At 67.7% G+C, this 16,220-nt stretch carries 15 protein-coding genes, 2 tRNA genes and 1 pseudogene; 16 read left to right on the forward strand and 2 right to left on the reverse strand.

What is annotated here, in order from left to right; all coding sequences use genetic code 11:
* Positions 1-85: 85 nt before the first annotated feature.
* A tRNA-Thr gene (locus tag QZX62_RS06125) sits at positions 86-161 on the reverse strand.
* A 71-nt stretch (positions 162-232) separates the two neighbouring features.
* Here QZX62_RS06125 and QZX62_RS06130 point away from each other — a divergent pair.
* The 8 genes and pseudogenes from QZX62_RS06130 (at position 233) to QZX62_RS06165 (ending at position 7,155) form a co-directional block, all read left to right on the forward strand.
* A complete protein-coding gene (locus QZX62_RS06130) occupies positions 233-1,183 on the forward strand; it encodes a 2-dehydropantoate 2-reductase (protein WP_294172960.1) in 951 nt (316 codons plus the stop codon).
* A gap of 79 nt (positions 1,184-1,262) precedes the next feature.
* Positions 1,263-1,831 (forward strand): annotated as a pseudogene (locus QZX62_RS06135) (glycosyl hydrolase 108 family protein).
* Positions 1,832-1,889: 58 nt separating this feature from the next.
* On the forward strand, positions 1,890-2,303 hold the full coding sequence (locus QZX62_RS06140; protein ID WP_294172961.1) for a holin family protein: 414 nt from the start codon (positions 1,890-1,892) through the stop codon (positions 2,301-2,303).
* 132 nt (positions 2,304-2,435) lie between these two features.
* Positions 2,436-3,905, forward strand: a complete 1,470-nt coding sequence (locus QZX62_RS06145) for a phospholipase D-like domain-containing protein (RefSeq protein ID WP_294172962.1) — start codon at positions 2,436-2,438, stop codon at positions 3,903-3,905.
* Between the two features lie 17 nt (positions 3,906-3,922).
* Positions 3,923-4,831 carry an alpha/beta hydrolase gene (locus tag QZX62_RS06150; protein ID WP_294172964.1) on the forward strand — a complete coding sequence of 303 codons (909 nt, stop codon included), beginning with the start codon at positions 3,923-3,925 and terminating at the stop codon, positions 4,829-4,831.
* Between the two features lie 13 nt (positions 4,832-4,844).
* Positions 4,845-5,378 (forward strand): ATP-dependent protease subunit HslV, encoded by a 534-nt coding sequence (gene hslV / locus QZX62_RS06155; protein WP_294172966.1) that lies wholly within the window; start codon positions 4,845-4,847, stop codon positions 5,376-5,378.
* Positions 5,379-5,384: 6 nt separating this feature from the next.
* Positions 5,385-6,683 carry an ATP-dependent protease ATPase subunit HslU gene (gene hslU, locus QZX62_RS06160; protein WP_294172968.1) on the forward strand — a complete coding sequence of 433 codons (1,299 nt, stop codon included), beginning with the start codon at positions 5,385-5,387 and terminating at the stop codon, positions 6,681-6,683.
* A gap of 70 nt (positions 6,684-6,753) precedes the next feature.
* On the forward strand, positions 6,754-7,155 hold the full coding sequence (locus QZX62_RS06165) for a GFA family protein (RefSeq protein ID WP_294172970.1): 402 nt from the start codon (positions 6,754-6,756) through the stop codon (positions 7,153-7,155).
* Here QZX62_RS06165 and QZX62_RS06170 read toward each other — a convergent pair.
* The gene (locus QZX62_RS06170; protein ID WP_294172971.1) at positions 7,143-7,832 is read right to left on the reverse strand and encodes a TIGR02117 family protein; all 690 of its coding nucleotides are present in this window, start codon (positions 7,830-7,832) and stop codon (positions 7,143-7,145) included. The genes QZX62_RS06165 and QZX62_RS06170 overlap by 13 nt on opposite strands.
* A 70-nt stretch (positions 7,833-7,902) precedes the next feature.
* On the opposite strand from QZX62_RS06170, the gene QZX62_RS06175 reads away from it, so the two are divergent.
* From QZX62_RS06175 to ligA, 8 genes are all read left to right on the forward strand, one after another.
* Positions 7,903-7,979 (forward strand) — tRNA-Pro (locus QZX62_RS06175).
* A 30-nt stretch (positions 7,980-8,009) separates the two neighbouring features.
* Positions 8,010-8,357 (forward strand): preprotein translocase subunit YajC, encoded by a 348-nt coding sequence (yajC, locus tag QZX62_RS06180; RefSeq protein ID WP_294172973.1) that lies wholly within the window; start codon positions 8,010-8,012, stop codon positions 8,355-8,357.
* Positions 8,357-9,940 (forward strand): protein translocase subunit SecD, encoded by a 1,584-nt coding sequence (gene secD, locus QZX62_RS06185; protein ID WP_294172975.1) that lies wholly within the window; start codon positions 8,357-8,359, stop codon positions 9,938-9,940. Before yajC ends, secD begins: the two co-directional genes overlap by 1 nt.
* A gap of 9 nt (positions 9,941-9,949) precedes the next feature.
* A complete protein-coding gene (secF, locus tag QZX62_RS06190) occupies positions 9,950-10,915 on the forward strand; it encodes a protein translocase subunit SecF (RefSeq protein WP_294172976.1) in 966 nt (321 codons plus the stop codon).
* A 79-nt stretch (positions 10,916-10,994) separates the two neighbouring features.
* Positions 10,995-11,801 (forward strand): outer membrane protein assembly factor BamD, encoded by an 807-nt coding sequence (locus QZX62_RS06195; RefSeq protein WP_294172978.1) that lies wholly within the window; start codon positions 10,995-10,997, stop codon positions 11,799-11,801.
* Positions 11,802-11,820: 19 nt separating this feature from the next.
* A complete protein-coding gene (gene recN, locus QZX62_RS06200) occupies positions 11,821-13,473 on the forward strand; it encodes a DNA repair protein RecN (protein ID WP_294172979.1) in 1,653 nt (550 codons plus the stop codon).
* Positions 13,470-14,177, forward strand: coding sequence for a dienelactone hydrolase family protein (locus QZX62_RS06205; protein WP_294172982.1), 708 nt, complete (start codon positions 13,470-13,472; stop codon positions 14,175-14,177). The genes recN and QZX62_RS06205 overlap by 4 nt, the downstream gene beginning before the upstream one ends.
* Positions 14,161-16,218 carry an NAD-dependent DNA ligase LigA gene (gene ligA / locus QZX62_RS06210; protein ID WP_294172984.1) on the forward strand — a complete coding sequence of 686 codons (2,058 nt, stop codon included), beginning with the start codon at positions 14,161-14,163 and terminating at the stop codon, positions 16,216-16,218. Before QZX62_RS06205 ends, ligA begins: the two co-directional genes overlap by 17 nt.
* Positions 16,219-16,220: the final 2 nt, after the last annotated feature.

Here is a 16,220-nt window from a genome sequence, read left to right on the forward strand (position 1 = left end):
TGCTCGGCCGAAAGCAACTCGGATACCTAGCTTGATACCTTTGCCGGCGCTGGAGAGCCTCGGCCTGCGCTAAGTGGTTGAAAGGTGGTGCCGCTTACAGGACTCGAACCTGTGACCCCATCATTACGAATGATGTGCTCTACCAGCTGAGCTAAAGCGGCGTGCCGTTCACGAAGGCGAGTGGGGCCAGTAACAGCGGGGAACGGCGCAAACAAGGGTAGCGGGGCTGAAAGTGAAGGTTGCGGTCATCGGGGTGGGAGCGATCGGCGGCTGGCTGGCGGGGCGGCTGGCGCTGGCCGGGCACGAGGTCAGCGTCATTGCGCGGAAGAACACGGCGGAAGCGCTGCGCGGGGGTCTTCGGCTGATCCAAGGTGGGCGCGAGGAGCTTGCCTCCGTTCGGGTGCTGGCCGAGGCGGACGGAGAGAAATGCGACCTGCTGCTGCTCGCCACTAAGGCGACCGGCCTGGCCGAGGCGGCGGAGCAGGCCCGACCGTTGATCGGCGCGGACAATCTGATCCTGCCGCTGCAGAACGGCGTGCCCTGGTGGCTGCCGGGCGGGGAGCCGCTGCGCAGCGTGGATCCGGACGGCCGGATCGCCGCCGCACTGCCGCTCGGCCAAGTGCTCGGCGGGGTGGTTCACGCCGCCTGCCGCCGAAGCGCTCCGGCGATTGTGGAGGTGGTCCATGCCGACCGGCTTATCCTGGGGGAGATCGGCGGCGGGGTCAGCCCGCGGGTGGAGGCACTCGCCCGCACCTTCGCCGATGCCGACGTTCCCGCCGAGGCCAGCGGCGATGTCCGCCGGGCGATCTGGTACAAGCTGTGGGGCAACATGACTATCAACCCCATCTCCGCCACCACCGGGCTGACCGCCGACCGCATTCTCCGAGACCCGGAGCATCGGGCGGAGATCGTCGCCGCAATGGAAGAAGCCCGGCTGGTCGGAGCAGCGATCGGCTGCCCCATCGAGGAGAGCGCGGCTGAGCGCCTGGCCGTCACTGCGCGGCTCGGAGCCTTCAAGACTTCCATGCTGCAGGATGTCGAAGCCGGACGACCGATCGAGTTGGAAGCGCTGGTCGGGGCCGTGGTGGAAATCGCCCGCCGAGTTGATGTCGCAACGCCGGTGATCGATGCGCTTTTTACGCGAACCCAGGCCTTCGCCGCCGCGCGTGCGTTGCTCTATTAGGCAAAAACCTCTGTCCTACACATAACCAAAAAGGTTAGCGCGTCAGCGACTCGGTGGATAGTGGCAGGCGAGGTTGGAGATGAGCGTACTTGGTGTGGCGGAGTTGATCGAGGCGTTGATCGAGCGCGAAGGTGGGTATGTGAACCACCCGGCCGATTGCGGCGGACCGACGCGGTGGGGCATCACTGAGGCGGTGGCCCGCGCCCACGGCTATGGCGGGGCGGTGGCATCTCTGCCGCGGGAGGAAGCCGAGGCAATCTACCGGCGGCTATATTGGCAGCGGCCGCGCTTCCACCAGGTGGCCAGGTGGCCAGGCGGGCACCGCGGGTCGCCGCGGAGCTGTTCGATACCGGCGCCAACATGGGGCCGGGCGTAGCGGCGACCTTTCTCCAGCGCGCGCTCACCGCGTTGAACCGCAACGGCAAGGATTATCCGGATCTCGTGCCCGACGGGCGGCTGGGTCCGATTACCTTGGCCGCGCTCGATACCTTCCTGGAGGTGCGGGGCGCAATCGCGGGCGAGACGGTGCTGCTGCGGGCGCTGGAGGCGCTCCAGGGTGAACGCTACCTGCGGCTGGCGGAGAAGCGGCCGGCCAACGAGGCCTTTCTTTACGGCTGGCTGGCGAACCGTATCGGTGAGTTCGGCTAAGCCAAAATCAGCTAGGACCGCGACCTCTGGGACCATTCGCGATAGAAAGGATGCAAACATGGCTATTCTTGAGGCGGTCGTTGGGCCGTTGGCCAAGCTCATCGACAAGATCATTCCCGACCCGCAGGCACGCGACCGGGCCAAGCTGGAGCTGCTGAGGTTGCAGGGCGACCAGGAGGCCGCCGCCATCGCCCAGCAGATGCAGGCGATCATCGCCGAGGCCAACTCCAACGATCCCTGGACCAGCCGCGCCCGCCCGAGCTTCCTCTACATGATGTACGCACTGATTCTATGGGCCATCCCCATGGGCCTGATCTCCGCGGTGAACCCCGACATGGCGAGGGGCATCGCCAACGGCATGACCGCCTACCTGCGCGGCATTCCCGAAGAGCTCTACGCGCTGTTCGGCACCGGCTACCTTGGCTACACGGCGGCCCGGACCTGGGGCAAAGTGAAGGGCGCGGAACGGTAGGTCCGCGCCTTTCATCCCGGGCTACGACCCGGGATCCATGCTGAAGCGCGGAACGGTAGCGCCGCCAACGCCCATTGCGCCGCCCGAGCGAACGGGCCACCTTGTGCTCACGAGTTGCGTAACGGAGGTGGGGTGAGCCTGTTCGATCCTGGACGGAATTGCTGGCGGATCGAGCGGGCCGACCGAGCGGCGGTGATCATCGACGCATGCGACTACTACCGCGTGATCCGCCAGGCGATGCTGCAGGCCAAGCACCGCATCCTGATCATTGGTTGGGACTTCGACCCGCGGATCAAGCTCGATCGGACGGAGGAGGCGAACCGCGACGAGACGCTGGGCGCCTTTCTGCTTCATCTCGCCAAGACCAAGCCGGACGTTCCGATCAAGATCCTGCGTTGGGATTTCGGTGCGCTCAAGACCTTGTTCCGCGGCAGCGCCATGGGTTGGATGGCGCGACTTGCGGTGCAAAAGGCGATCCACTTCCGGCTCGACGGCGCGCATCCGCCTGGCTGCAGCCACCACCAGAAGATCGTGGTGATCGACGATTGTTTCGCCATTTGCGGTGGTATCGACATGACCGGCGATCGCTGGGACCGCCCGATCCATGCGGATGGCGATCCGGACCGGGTGCGTCCCAACGGGCGGCCCTATCCGCCGTGGCACGACGCGACCATGGCGGTGGAGGGTCCTATCGCCGCCGCGATCGGCGGACTGGCGCGAGACCGCTGGCAGCGCGCCACCGGCGAGGAGCTTCCCGCGATCAGCGAAGCCGACTGCATCTGGCCCCATGGCCTGGAGCCGCAATACCGAAACGTTGAACTGGCGATCGCCCGGACCAGCGCCGGTTATCGTGACTGGCCGGAGGTCAGGGAAGTCGAGGCCTTGTTCCTGGACATGATCCGCACGGCCAAGCGGTTCATTTACGCCGAGAACCAGTATTTTACTTCGCCCAAGGTCGCGGCCGCCATTATCGAGCGGATGAAGGAGCCCGACCCGCCCGAGATCGTGCTGGTGGGACCGGTCAAGGCGGAAGGCTGGCTCGAGCAGGTGGCGATGGATGCGACCCGGGTGCGGCTGGCGCAGCTGATCGGGCGGTTCGATCCGCACAACCGCTTCCGCATCTTCACCGCCAAGACCAAAGGCGGGGAGGACATCTACGTCCATGCCAAGGTGATGATCGTGGACGACCGAATCCTGCGCGTGGGCTCATCCAACATGAACAATCGTTCGCTGGGACTCGACAGCGAATGCGACCTGACCATGGAAACAGCGGACGAGGGGCGGCGCGAGACGATCGCGGCGCTTCGAACGCGGTTGATGGCCGAACATCTCGCCGCAACGGAGGAGGAAGTTGCCCGGACCTTCGCGGAAACCGGCTCTCTGCTGCGGACGATCGAGCGGCTGCAGCGGCCCGGCAAGACGCTGGTCCCACTGTCGGTGGAGGACCCCGGTTCCGCGGCCAAGCTGATCGCCGACACCGAATTGCTTGATCCCAAGAGCCCGGACGCCATGTTCGAGCAGGTGACCCGCCGCAGCCTGTTCGACCCCCTCCGCCGCCGCATGCGCCGCAGGAGCTTCTCGCGGGCGCCTGCCCGGGCGTGAACCTGCAGGCTAGAAGGTTGCGCGACCGCCGTTGGCGCCGGCCGGCCCTGGCGGCGACCTTGATGGCGCTGACCGGCTGCACCGGGGCGGGATTGCTGAACGGCCTGGACCGGCTGACGCCCGGCGGCGACGGCGCGACCCGGGTCGTCCGCGGTGCGGCCTACGGATCGCAGCAGCGGCAGGCGCTCGACGTGTGGGTGCCGACTGCTCGCCGGTACCGGGGGCAGAAGCTGCCGGTCCTGGTGTTCTTCTACGGCGGCGGTTGGGACTCGGGCTCACGCGGCGATTACGGTTTCGCCGGCGCGGCCTACGCGGGGCAGGGCTTCGTCACGGTCGTGCCCGACTACCGGCTGGTGCCGGCGGTGCGCTTCCCGGCGTTCGTGGAAGATGGTGCGCTGGCGCTTCGGTGGGCCCGCGAGAACGTCGCGCGCTACGGCGGCGATCCCGAGCGCATCACCCTCGCCGGGCACAGTGCCGGCGGCTACATCGCGGCGATGCTGGCGCTGGACCGCCGCTGGCTCGACGGCGCCGGTGTTGATCCGCGCACGGTCAAGGCGGCAGCGCTGCTGGCCGCGCCGCTCGACTTCGCGCCGTTCACGGAGAGCCGTGGCCGCAACGCCTTCGCACATTGGTCGGACGTCCGGGCGACGCAGCCGATCAGCTTTGCCCGCGCTGATGCCCCGCCGATCTTCCTGGCGCACGGCACGGCCGATCGAGTCGTCTTCCCACGCAACAGTCAGCGTCTCGCCGCCCGGCTGCAGTCGCTGGGGGCGCCGGCCACCTTGCGCCTCTATCCAGGCGCCAACCACACCGACCTGGTCGTATCGCTCGCCCGGCCCTTCCGGCGGAAGACGCCGGCGCTGCGCGACACTGCGGCTTTCTTGCGCTCCGCCACCGCGCCACCCACCTCAGGGTCGAGCGAGTAGCGGGAGCAACCAATTGGAAAGCTGGCACGGGACCACGATCCTGGGCGTGAAGAAGGACGGGCGTACGGTCATCGCCGGCGATGGCCAGGTATCGATGGGCAACACGGTGATGAAGCCCAATGCCCGCAAGGTCCGACGCATCGGCAAGGACGGCAAGGTCATCGGCGGCTTCGCTGGCGCAACGGCCGACGCATTCACCTTGTTCGAGCGGCTAGAGAAGAAGCTGGAGCAGCACCACGGCCAGCTGATGCGGGCGGCGGTGGAGCTGGCCAAGGACTGGCGGACCGACAAGTACCTGCGCAATCTTGAAGCGCTGATGATCGTCGCGGACGCGGAGGTCATGCTGATCCTCACCGGCAACGGCGACGTGCTGGAGCCCGAGGCGGGGATCGCGGCGATCGGGTCGGGCGGCAATTACGCGCTGGCAGCGGCGCGGGCGCTGGCAGAGTATGAGTCGGACCCGGAGACGCTTGCCCGCCGCGCCATGCAGATCGCCGCGGAGGTCTGCGTGTTCACCAACGATCGGTTGACGGTCGAGATCATCTAGGAACCCATGAACGACAATCTGACTCCCAAGGCCATCGTGCGTGCCTTGGACGAACATATCATCGGCCAGGACGAGGCCAAGCGGGCGGTCGCGGTGGCGCTGCGCAATCGCTGGCGGCGGCAGAAGCTCGCGCCCGAGCTGCGCGACGAGGTCACGCCCAAGAACATCCTGATGATCGGGCCCACCGGCTGCGGCAAGACGGAGATCAGCCGGCGGCTGGCGAAGCTCGCCGACGCGCCGTTCGTCAAGGTGGAGGCGACCAAGTTCACGGAGGTCGGCTACGTCGGCCGTGACGTCGAGCAGATCGCCCGCGACCTGGTCGAGGAAGCGGTGCGGCTGGAAAAGGAACGCCGCCGCGAGCGGGTGCGGGAAGCGGCGGAGGAAGCGGCCATGGACCGGCTGCTCGATGCGTTGACGGGCAAGGGCTCGAGCGAGGCGACGAGGGCATCGTTCCGCCAGCGCTTTCGCGACGGCAGCCTGGATGGCGCCGAGGTCGAGATCGAAGTGTCGGAAGCGCCGGCCATGCCGTTCGACATGCCGGGCGGCGGCGGGGTCGGCATGATCAATCTGGGCGAGATCATGAGCAAGGCGATGGGCGGCGCGCCCAAGAAGCGGCGCAAGCTCAAGGTGCCCGCGGCCTTCACAAAGCTGGTGGAGGAAGAGGCCGACAAGCGGCTCGACCAGGACGATGTCAATCGGGCGGCGCTGGCCGACGCGGAGGCGAACGGGATCGTCTTCCTCGACGAGATCGACAAGATCGCCGTGTCGGACGTGCGCGGCGGCTCGGTCAGCCGCGAAGGCGTGCAGCGCGATCTCTTGCCGCTGATTGAGGGCACCACGGTCGCAACCAAGTACGGGCCGATCAAAACCGACCACATCCTGTTCATCGCTTCTGGCGCGTTCCACGTGGCCAAGCCGGCGGACCTGCTGCCCGAGCTTCAGGGTCGCCTGCCGATCCGGGTCGAATTGAAGGCGCTCAGCGAAGACGACTTCGTGCGCATCCTGTCGGCGACGCGGGCGAGCCTGACCGAGCAGTACCAGGCTTTGTTGGGCACGGAGAACGTCACGGTGAACTTCGCCGAGGACGGCATCCGCGCGCTTGCGCGGACGGCCGCGGAGGTCAACGAAGCGGTCGAGAACATCGGCGCGCGGCGGCTGCAGACGGTGATGGAGAAGCTGCTGGAAACGGTCAGCTTCGAGGCGGAGGACCGTGGCGGCGAAACGCTAACGGTGGATGCGGGATTCGTGGACTCGCAGCTGAGCAGCATCGCGCGGGATACGGATTTGTCGCGGTACGTGCTCTGACGTTCTTGTGATGTTCTTTTTGGTCTGTCATTTTCGCGCAGTTGGTTGAGTCGGCAACTGGAGTTGGAAGATGGCTGAAGCAGGTGGCTGCCACTGCGGTTCGGTGAGCTATGAGCTGAGGGAAGGCGCCGCGCCGGTTCATCATGCGCTGTGCCATTGCGCAGACTGCCGCAAGTTCAGCGGCGCTCCGGCGGTGGCGTGGACTCTCTTCGCCAAGGAGGATGTCACCGTCAGGGGAGAGCCGGCGCGCTATCGCAGCTCGGAGCATGCGGAACGATACTTCTGCGCCACTTGCGGCAGCAGCCTCTTCTACACGAACGACCAGATCTTCCCGGGTCAAATCGACATCCAGTCAGCGACGCTCGATCGACCGGATGCCTTTCCGCTGCAAGCGCAGATACAAACAGCCGACCGCATCGGGTGGATGGAGAACCTTGACGGTCTGCCTCAGTTCGAGCGCTATCCGAGCTGAGCGTCGGTTTTCCGGTACCGCCAAGTCAGCCCTTCCGCGAACGGCGACCACAGGCTTGCCTCCACCCCCGCCAGCCGCATTTGCTCGGCGGCCCAGTTGTTGCAGGTGCTGACGGCGCTCGCCTTGCCGCGGCCCTCGTAGAAGGCGTCGTCGGAGCCGTAGCCGGGATGATCGATCCGCCGTGGCCCGCCCGCGCTGAGATCGAATTGGGCCCGGATGGCGGCCCAGAGCCGGCGATACTCTTCAGGGCGGAGGCGGATGGCGCGGAGGTTCGGCCCCGGTCGCTCCAGCCGATCGACGTGCATGACCCGCTCGCCACCGGCCAACGCCGCCCATACCGTACGCGGGCTGATGTCCCACCAGGTCGGGGTCTCCAGGTACACCCGCCGCTCGCCCGCGCCGAAGCTGAACCAGCTCGGGGAGGCGGGCGCGTCGCGGAAGTGACCGCGCGGAAACAGCGGCCGCCAATCGAGACCCTCCGCAACCGCTGGCATGACGATGTCGACGTGGATGCCGTTGGAGCGGAGGTACACGGTCGTGCCGCGGTTCGGCTCCTCCCAGCCGCGATTGACGGGAATCAGCGATCCGGCGAGCGCCGCAAGCAGGTACAGCGCCGGGATCGCCAGCAGCGCTAGCGCCGCCCGACCGATCCCTTTGCCCTTGCGCCGACGTGCCACCCTCGATCCTCCCCGCGTGGCCCTATGCCTTGCCTTGTGCCGGGCTCGCAACTAGATGCCGCACTTCGGTCGGGGCGTAGCGCAGCCTGGTAGCGCATCACACTGGGGGTGTGGGGGTCGCTGGTTCGAATCCAGTCGCCCCGACCATCTTTGCTCAAGGACCCGAGTACCACGCCAATGTCGAGCGCGCTTCTCCCCTTCACCGCGGCCGCCGCGGGCGGAGCCCAGCCGGGCGCAGCCGCCTTTCTGATCGGCATCCTCCCCTGGGTCCTCATCTTTCTGATCTTCTACCTGCTGATGATTCGGCCGCAGCAGAAGCGGGTCAAGCAGCACCAGGCGGCGATCTCCGCGATCAAGAAGGGCGACGAGGTCGTCACCGGCGGCGGCATCCGCGGTCGGGTCACTCGCGTGGTCGACGACACTGAAGCCGAGGTCGAGATCGCGCAGGGCACCCGCGTCCGCGTGGTCAAGAGCACCATCAGCCAGGTGCTTACCCCGGCGAGCACGAAACCGGCCAACGACTGATGTTGGACTTCCCCCGCTGGAAGGTGTGGGCGATCAGCCTGACGATCCTGCTCGGCATCCTGCTGGCGGTCCCGAGCCTGCTTCCGGCGGATCGGCTCCCGTCCTGGCTGCCGCAGAGCCGCATCAACCTCGGCCTCGACCTGGCGGGTGGCAGCCACCTGCTGCTGGAAGCCGATCTTGCCGATGCGGAGAAGCAGCGCCTCCAGTCGATGGAGGACAATGTCCAGACGGAGCTTCGGCGCGAGCCGCGGATCCAGATCGGCGACCTGTCCACCGCGGGCGGCCGCATCTCCTTTCTGGTGCGCGATCCTGTCCAATTGGACGACGCGGTGGAGCGGCTGCGGACGCTGACCCAGCCGGTTGGCCTGACCGGCACCCGCACCTGGAACGTGGCGGTGCAGGACGGCAACCGGATCGTCATCACCCCAACCGAGGCGGGAGCACAGGCCAGCCTGCGCGACGCGATGACCGTGGCGCGCGACGTGGTCCGCCGCCGCATCGATCCCGGCGGCACCAAGGAGATCACCGTCATCAACCAGGGCGACCGCCGCATCCTGGTGCAGGTGCCTGGGGTCGAGGATCCGGAAGCGCTAAAGGATCTGATCGGCCAGACCGCACGGCTCGAATTCAAGCTGGTTGACCTCAGCGCGGACCCGCAGCAGGTTGCGCAAGGACGCGCTCCGCCGGGTAGCCAGGTGCTGCCGATGGCCGACGGCACCGGCGCCATCGCCGTGCAGCGCCGCGTGATCGTTGAGGGCAAGCAGCTGGTCGATGCCAAGCAAACCTTCGACCAGCAGTCGGGCGCGCCGGTCGTCTCCATCACCTTCAACTCCGCGGGTGCGCGCCGCTTCGGGCGGGTCACGCAGGAGAATGCCGGCAAGCCGTTCGCGATGATTCTCGACGACAAGGTGCTGTCGGCGCCCAACATCAACGAACCGATCCTCGGCGGCCAAGCCCAGATCACCGGCAACTTCACGGTGGCAAGCGCCAACGCGCTGGCGATCAGCCTGGCGTCCGGCCAGCTGCCGGTGGAGCTTAACGTGATCGAGGAACGCTCAGTCGGTCCCGACCTCGGCAAAGATTCGATCCGGGCGGGCGCGATCGCGTCGGCCATTGCCATCCTGGCCGTGATGGCCTTCATGCTGATCACCTATGGCCGCTTCGGCGTGTACGCGAACCTGGCGCTGATCATAAACGCGCTGATGATCCTCGGCATCATGGCGATCTTCAATGCGACGCTAACGCTGCCCGGCATCGCCGGCTTTGTGCTGACCATCGGTGCGGCGGTCGACGCCAACGTGCTTATCAACGAGCGCATCCGCGAGGAGCTGCGACGCGGGCGCAAGGTGCTGGACGCGCTGGAGACCGGCTACAAGGAGGCATCCACCGCCATCTTCGACGCCAACATCACCAACACGATCGCGGCCGCGCTGATGTTCTACTTCGGCTCCGGCCCGATCCGCGGTTTCGCCGTGGTGCTGTTCATCGGCATCATTACCTCCGTGTTCACGGCGGTGAACTTCACCCGCATGCTGGTGGCCTTGTGGGTCAAGCGCCGGCGCCCCCGCGCACTGACGATCTAGAAGGCTCCCATGAAGCTGCTGAAGCTCGTCCCGGACAACACCAACGTTGATTTCATGGGGATCCGCAACATCGCGCTGATCCTGTCGGTGCTGGTCACGATCGCCGCGCTGGTGCTGGTGGGCATGCGGGGCCTCAACCTCGGCGTGGACTTCGTCGGCGGGCAGATGGTCCGCACGACTTTCGCCCAGCCGGTGGACGTGGAGCAGCTTCGCGGCCGTATCGGCAGCCTGGGTCTCGGCGAAGCCAGCATCCAGGAGTTCGGCGGACCGACCAGCTTCCAGATTCGCTTGCCCAAGCCGGAGGGGGGGGAGGCCTCCGCGAATGCCGCCGCTTCCCGCGTGCGCCAGTTGCTGGCGCAGCAATACCCGGGCAGCCGCGTCGATTCGGTAGAGACGGTGTCGGGCAGGGTGTCGGAAGAGCTGGGCCGCGACGGGCTGCTCGCGCTGGTGCTCGCAATGCTTGGCGTTGCCCTCTACATCTGGCTGCGCTTCGAATGGCAGTTCGGGGTCGGCGCACTGGCGACGCTGTTCCACGACGTTTCGCTGCTGCTTGGCTTCTTCGCACTGACCCAGTGGCAGGTCGATCTCAACATCGTCGCGGCTTTCCTAGCGGTGGTCGGCTATTCGCTCAACGACACGGTGGTGATCTACGACCGCATCCGTGAGAACCTGCGCAAGTACCGCAAGATGGCCATGGTCCCGCTGCTCAACCTGTCGCTCAACGAGACGCTGTCGCGAACCATCGTAACCTCGGGCTCAATCCTGCTGGCCCTCGGAATGCTTCTGCTGTTCGGCCCTGACGTCATCTTCGGGCTGACCTTCGCGATCTTTCTTGGAACGGTGATCGGGACCTATTCGTCCATCTATATCTCCGCGCCGATCCTGGTCTGGCTGGGGGTCAAGCCGGACAGCTTCGTGCGAGCGGAAGAAGCAAGCGCGGCGCCCGTCAAGCGCTCGGATGGAGCGGTGGTCTGACCCGGCCAGCCGCCGTTCAGCCATGGGGCGTCATCGCGCCGCTTTCCTCGCCGCCAGGGCAGCGCTAGAAGGCCACTCCATGCTCAACCTTTCCCGATCCACGACGGCGCTTCTGCTGTGCGCCATTATCCTTCCGGCAGCGGGCTGCGCGCGCAACCGCGCCAGCACCGATACGAGCTACGTCGCGACCGACGTGAACACGCTTTACGGCGTGGCGAAGCAGTATCTGGACGACGGCCGCTACGAGGAAGCGGCCAAGCTGTTCGACGAGGTCGAGCGCCAACACCCTTATTCGGTCTGGGCCCGCCGCGCGCAGCTGATGAGCGCGTTTAGCTATTACACAGCCAAGAAATATCCGGAAGCGATCAGCTCGTCCCAGCGCTTCCTGACGATCCATCCGGGCAACAAGGATGCGCCCTACGCCAACTACCTGATCGCGATGAGCTACTACAACCAGATTGCGGACGTCAGTCGCGACCAGCGCACTACCCAGCAGGCTTCGGACTCCTTCAACGAGCTCATCCGCCGCTATCCGGAAAGCCGCTACGCCGCCGACGCCCGGCTCAAGCTCGACCTCATCAACGACCATCTCGCGGGCAAGGAGATGGAGGTCGGCCGCTTCTACCAACGGCAGGGCAACTGGCTGGCCTCGGTGACCCGGTTCCGCGCGGTAGTCGACAAGTATCAGACGACCAGCCACACGCCCGAAGCGCTCATGCGGCTGACCGAAAGCTATCTTGCGCTGGGCGTACCCACCGAGGCGCAGAAGACGGCGGCGGTGCTTGGCCGCAACTATCCCGGGACCGAATGGTACCAGCGCGCCTACCAGCTGATCCAGCGCAACCCGCCGCCGCAGCAGGTCGCGGCGGCCGCTCCGCAGAGCTGAGGAGCGACGCACCCGCGCGATGCTGAGGCAGCTCGTCATCCGCGACGTGGTGCTGATCGACCGGCTTGAACTCGATTTCGGCGAAGGGCTGGGCGTCCTCACCGGGGAGACCGGGGCGGGCAAGTCCATCCTGCTCGACGCCCTGGGGCTCGCACTCGGCGCCCGCGCGGACAGCGGCCTGGTGCGGAGCGGTCAGCAGGCCGCCGCGGTCACCGCAGCGTTTGAACTGCCGGGAGATCATCCGGCAGCTGCCCTGCTCGACGAGGCGGGGATCGATGCCGAGCCCGGCGAACCGTTGCTGCTACGCCGCCAGCTCAAGGCCGATGGCGGCAGCCGCGCGTTCGTCGGCGGCTCGGCCGCTCCGGCTGCGGTCCTGCGGGAGGTCGGCGGAACCCTGGTCGAGATCCATGGCCAGCACGACGACCGCGGGCTGCTCAACCCCAAGGGCCACCGCGCTCTGCTGGACGCTTTCGGAAGGATCGACACGGTCGCGGTGAGCAGGGCGTGGGGCAGCGTCGCGCGCCTTGCCAACGAACTCGCCCGGGCTCGCGCGGAGGCCGAGGCAGCGGAGCGCGATCGCGATTACCTGACCCACGCCGCCCAGGAGATTGCGAAGCTCGCTCCTGAGGCCGGTGAAGAGACCAGCCTAGCAGAGCAGCGCGCCACCATGCAGGCCGGAGCCAAGGCGGGCGAGGCGCTGCAGGGACTGGACGAGCTCTTGGGCGGGTCGGACGGCGCGCTCGCGTCTCTGCGGACGGCGGCGCGGCGGATCGAGCGGGGTGCGGCGGATCACCCGCTACTGGCCGAGGCCTTAGCCTCGCTCGACCGCGCGGTGATCGAGACGGCCGAAGCGGAGGAGAAGATCGAGCGCGCGGCGGAGGCCATGGCGTTCGATCCGCAGCGACTGGAGCTGGTCGAAAGCCGCCTGTTCGACATCCGCGCGCTCGCCCGCAAGCATCGGGTCGAGGCGGACGCGCTGGCCGCGTTCGGGGAGGAGATGGAGGCAAAGCTGGCGCTGATTGAAGCAGGCGGCGAGCGCATCGCCGAACTCGAGCGGCAGCTGGCGGAAGCGCGGCGGACCTATGACGCCGCTGCGACTGAACTTCGGCAGAGGCGACAAGCCGTGGCGGAGCGGCTGGACGCGGCGGTGGCGACCGAACTCGCCCCGTTGAAGTTAGAGGCCGCAGGCTTCCGAACCTCGCTGTCGGAGGCGGAGGCTGGTCCCTCGGGCATCGACCGGGTGGAGTTCACCGTCTCGACCAACCCCGGGGCGCCGTTCGGGCCGCTGACCAAGATCGCTTCGGGCGGCGAGCTGTCGCGGTTCATCCTGGCGCTCAAGGTCGCGCTGGCGGAGGCGGGCGGCGCCTCGACCATGATCTTCGACGAGATCGACCGCGGGGTCGGCGGCGCGGTGGCGAGCGCGATCGGCGAGCGGCTGGCTCGCCTCGCGGGGCAGTCGCAGCTGCTGGTCGTGACCCACTCCCCGCAGGTCGCGGCACGGGCGCAGCATCATTATCGGATCGAGAAGAGCCACGGCGCGGAGGGCACCCGCACTACCGTGCGCAAGCTTTCCGCGGACGAACGCCGCGAGGAAATCGCGCGGATGCTGTCGGGCGCCGCGGTGACGGACGAAGCGCGGGCGCAGGCTGCGCGGCTGTTGGAGGCGGCATGAGCGAACAGGGGACTGCACACGACTTCCGGGGTGAGGCGCTGGAGCATGTTCTGATGCCCGTGGACGGCTCGGCTCGGGGCACGGTGATCGTCGTGCCCACCGTGATGGGCGTGACCGACCTGGAGCGTGGGTTCGGGCGACGATTGAACGAGGCCGGTTGCCATGTGCTGATCGCCGACCTGTTCGGCAAGCACCTCCGCAGCGCTCCGCGCGACACCATGTTCGGCGAGATGGGCCGGCTCAAAGGCGACCGGGCGGCGCTGTGCGACCGGATGATCGAGGTACTGGACGTCGCTCGCGGACAGGAAGGTGTGGAGCGCGACCGCATCGCGGCGATCGGCTTCTGCTTCGGCGGCATGTGCGTGCTCGACCTCGCCCGGGCGGGCGCGAAGGTGGCGGGCGTTGCCAGCTTCCACGGGCTGTTCGATCCACCCGGCCTCGAGCCGCAGCCGATCGGCGCCAAAGTGGTCGCCTATCACGGCTGGGACGATCCGCTAGTGCCGCCCGAAGCCGTGGTCGCGCTCGGCAAGGAGCTGACGGAGGCCGGCGCAGACTGGCAGATCCACGCTTACGGTCATACCGGGCACGGCTTCACCAATCCGCAGGCGCACCAGACCGGGATCGAGGGCGTCGCCTACCAGGAGGCCGCGGCGCGGCGTAGCTGGGCGTCGCTGAACCTATTTCTGGATGAACTGTTCGGCTGACGTGGCCACGCAGGAGCTGACCGAAGCCGATGCCGCGAACCGGCTGATGCGGCTGGCGCGGGAGATCGCGCGGCACAACAAGCTGTACCACGACGGCGACGCGCCGGAGATCAGCGACGCCGAGTTCGACGCGCTGGTCCGCGAGAATGCCGAGCTGGAGGCGCAGTACCCGCACCTGATCCGGCCGGACTCCCCTTCGCGGCAGGTGGGGGCGGCGCCCTCGTCGGCGTTGGCCAAGGTGGCACATGCCCGGCCGATGCTCAGCCTGGAGAATGGCTTTTCCGAGGAGGAGGTGCGCGAGTTCTTGCGGCGCGTGCGGCGCTTCCTCAGCCTCCCCGAGGACGAGCCGGTGACGCTGACCGCCGAGCCCAAGATCGACGGGCTGAGCTGCTCGCTCCGCTATGAGAGCGGGCGGCTGGTGCTGGCGGCGACCCGCGGCGACGGAGCGGTGGGCGAGGACGTCACCCCGAACGCCCGCACCATCGAAGACATTCCGCAGGAGCTGACGGGGGCACCCGAGCTGCTTGAGGTCCGCGGCGAGGTCTACATGTCCAAGCAGGACTTCGCGGCGCTGAACGCGCGCCAGGCGGAGGCGGCAAGCAAGGTGTTCGCCAATCCGCGCAACGCCGCTGCAGGCTCGCTCCGCCAGAAGGATCCGAGCATCACCGCCGCGCGGCCGCTGCGCTTCCTGATGCACGGTTGGGGCGAGCTGTCGGAGCCATTGGCCGCGACCCAGGCGGACGCGGTCGAGCGGCTGAGGGGACTCGGCTTCCCCGTGTCGGAGCTGTTCCGCCGCTGCGAAACGATCGAGGACGCGCTCGCCCACTACCAAGCCATCGAGCATTCCCGGGCCGAGCTGCCGTTCGACATCGACGGCGTGGTCTACAAGGTCGACCGGCTCGACTGGCAGGAGCGGCTGGGGAGCGTCGGGCGGGCGCCCCGCTGGGCTCTGGCGCACAAGTTCCCGGCAGAAAAGGCGGAAACCACGCTCGAGCGGATCGAGGTGCAGGTCGGACGCACCGGCAAGCTGACTCCGGTGGGCAGGCTCACGCCGGTCGGCGTCGGCGGAGTGATGGTGGCTAACGTCACCCTCCACAACCGCGACGAGATCGCCCGGCTCGGCCTCCGCCAAGGCGACCGGGTCCGCATCCAGCGGGCCGGCGACGTGATCCCGCAGGTGGTCGAGAACTTGAGCCCCGACGAGCGGCGGCCGGCGTTCGCGTTTCCCGAACGGTGCCCCCAGTGCGGGTCGGAGGCGGTGGCGGAGGAGGGCGAGGTCGACGTGCGCTGCACCGGCGGGCTCATCTGCCCGGCGCAGCGGATCGAGCGATTGAAGCACTTCGTCAGCCGCGGCGCGATGGACATCGAGGGGCTGGGCGAGAAGACCATCGAGGAGTTCGCCGCATTGGGCTGGCTGCATGGGCCGGCCGACATCTTCCGCCTGCGCGAGCACCGCGCCGAGCTGCTTGGCCGTGAGGGCTGGAAGGAGAAGAGTGTCGACAACCTGCTTGCGGCGATCGATGCCAAGCAGGGGTTTGATCCGGCGCGGCTGCTGTTCGGGCTCGGCATCCGCCACATCGGCATCGTCACCGCGCGGGACTTGCTGAAGGCGTTCGGGACGATCGAGGCGCTGGCCGAGGCGGCGGCGGGCGAGGATGGGATCGCCGAACTGTCGCGCGTCGAGGGCGTCGGGCCGGTGGTGGCCGAGGCGCTGCACGACTTCTTTCACGAGCCGCACAACCGCGAGCAGCTCGCCGCCCTCCTCGCGCTCGCCCGACCTGCCGCGTTCGTGAACCAGGCGCGCGAGACCGAGTGGACCGGCAAGACGATCGTGTTCACCGGCTCGCTCCAGACCATGAGCCGGGACGAGGCCAAGGCCCAGGCCGAGCGGCTGGGCGCACGGGCGGCGGGATCGGTGAGCGCCAAGACCGACCTGGTGGTGGCAGGACCGGGCGCCGGGTCCAAGCTCAAGAAGGCCGAGGAGCTTGGCGTGCGGGTGGTCGGCGAGGAGGAATGGGCGCGGATCGTCGCGGCGGCTTGAGG

Origin of the sequence: uncultured Sphingomonas sp. (assembly GCF_902806265.1) — a bacterium.
GTDB lineage: Bacteria > Pseudomonadota > Alphaproteobacteria > Sphingomonadales > Sphingomonadaceae > Sphingomicrobium.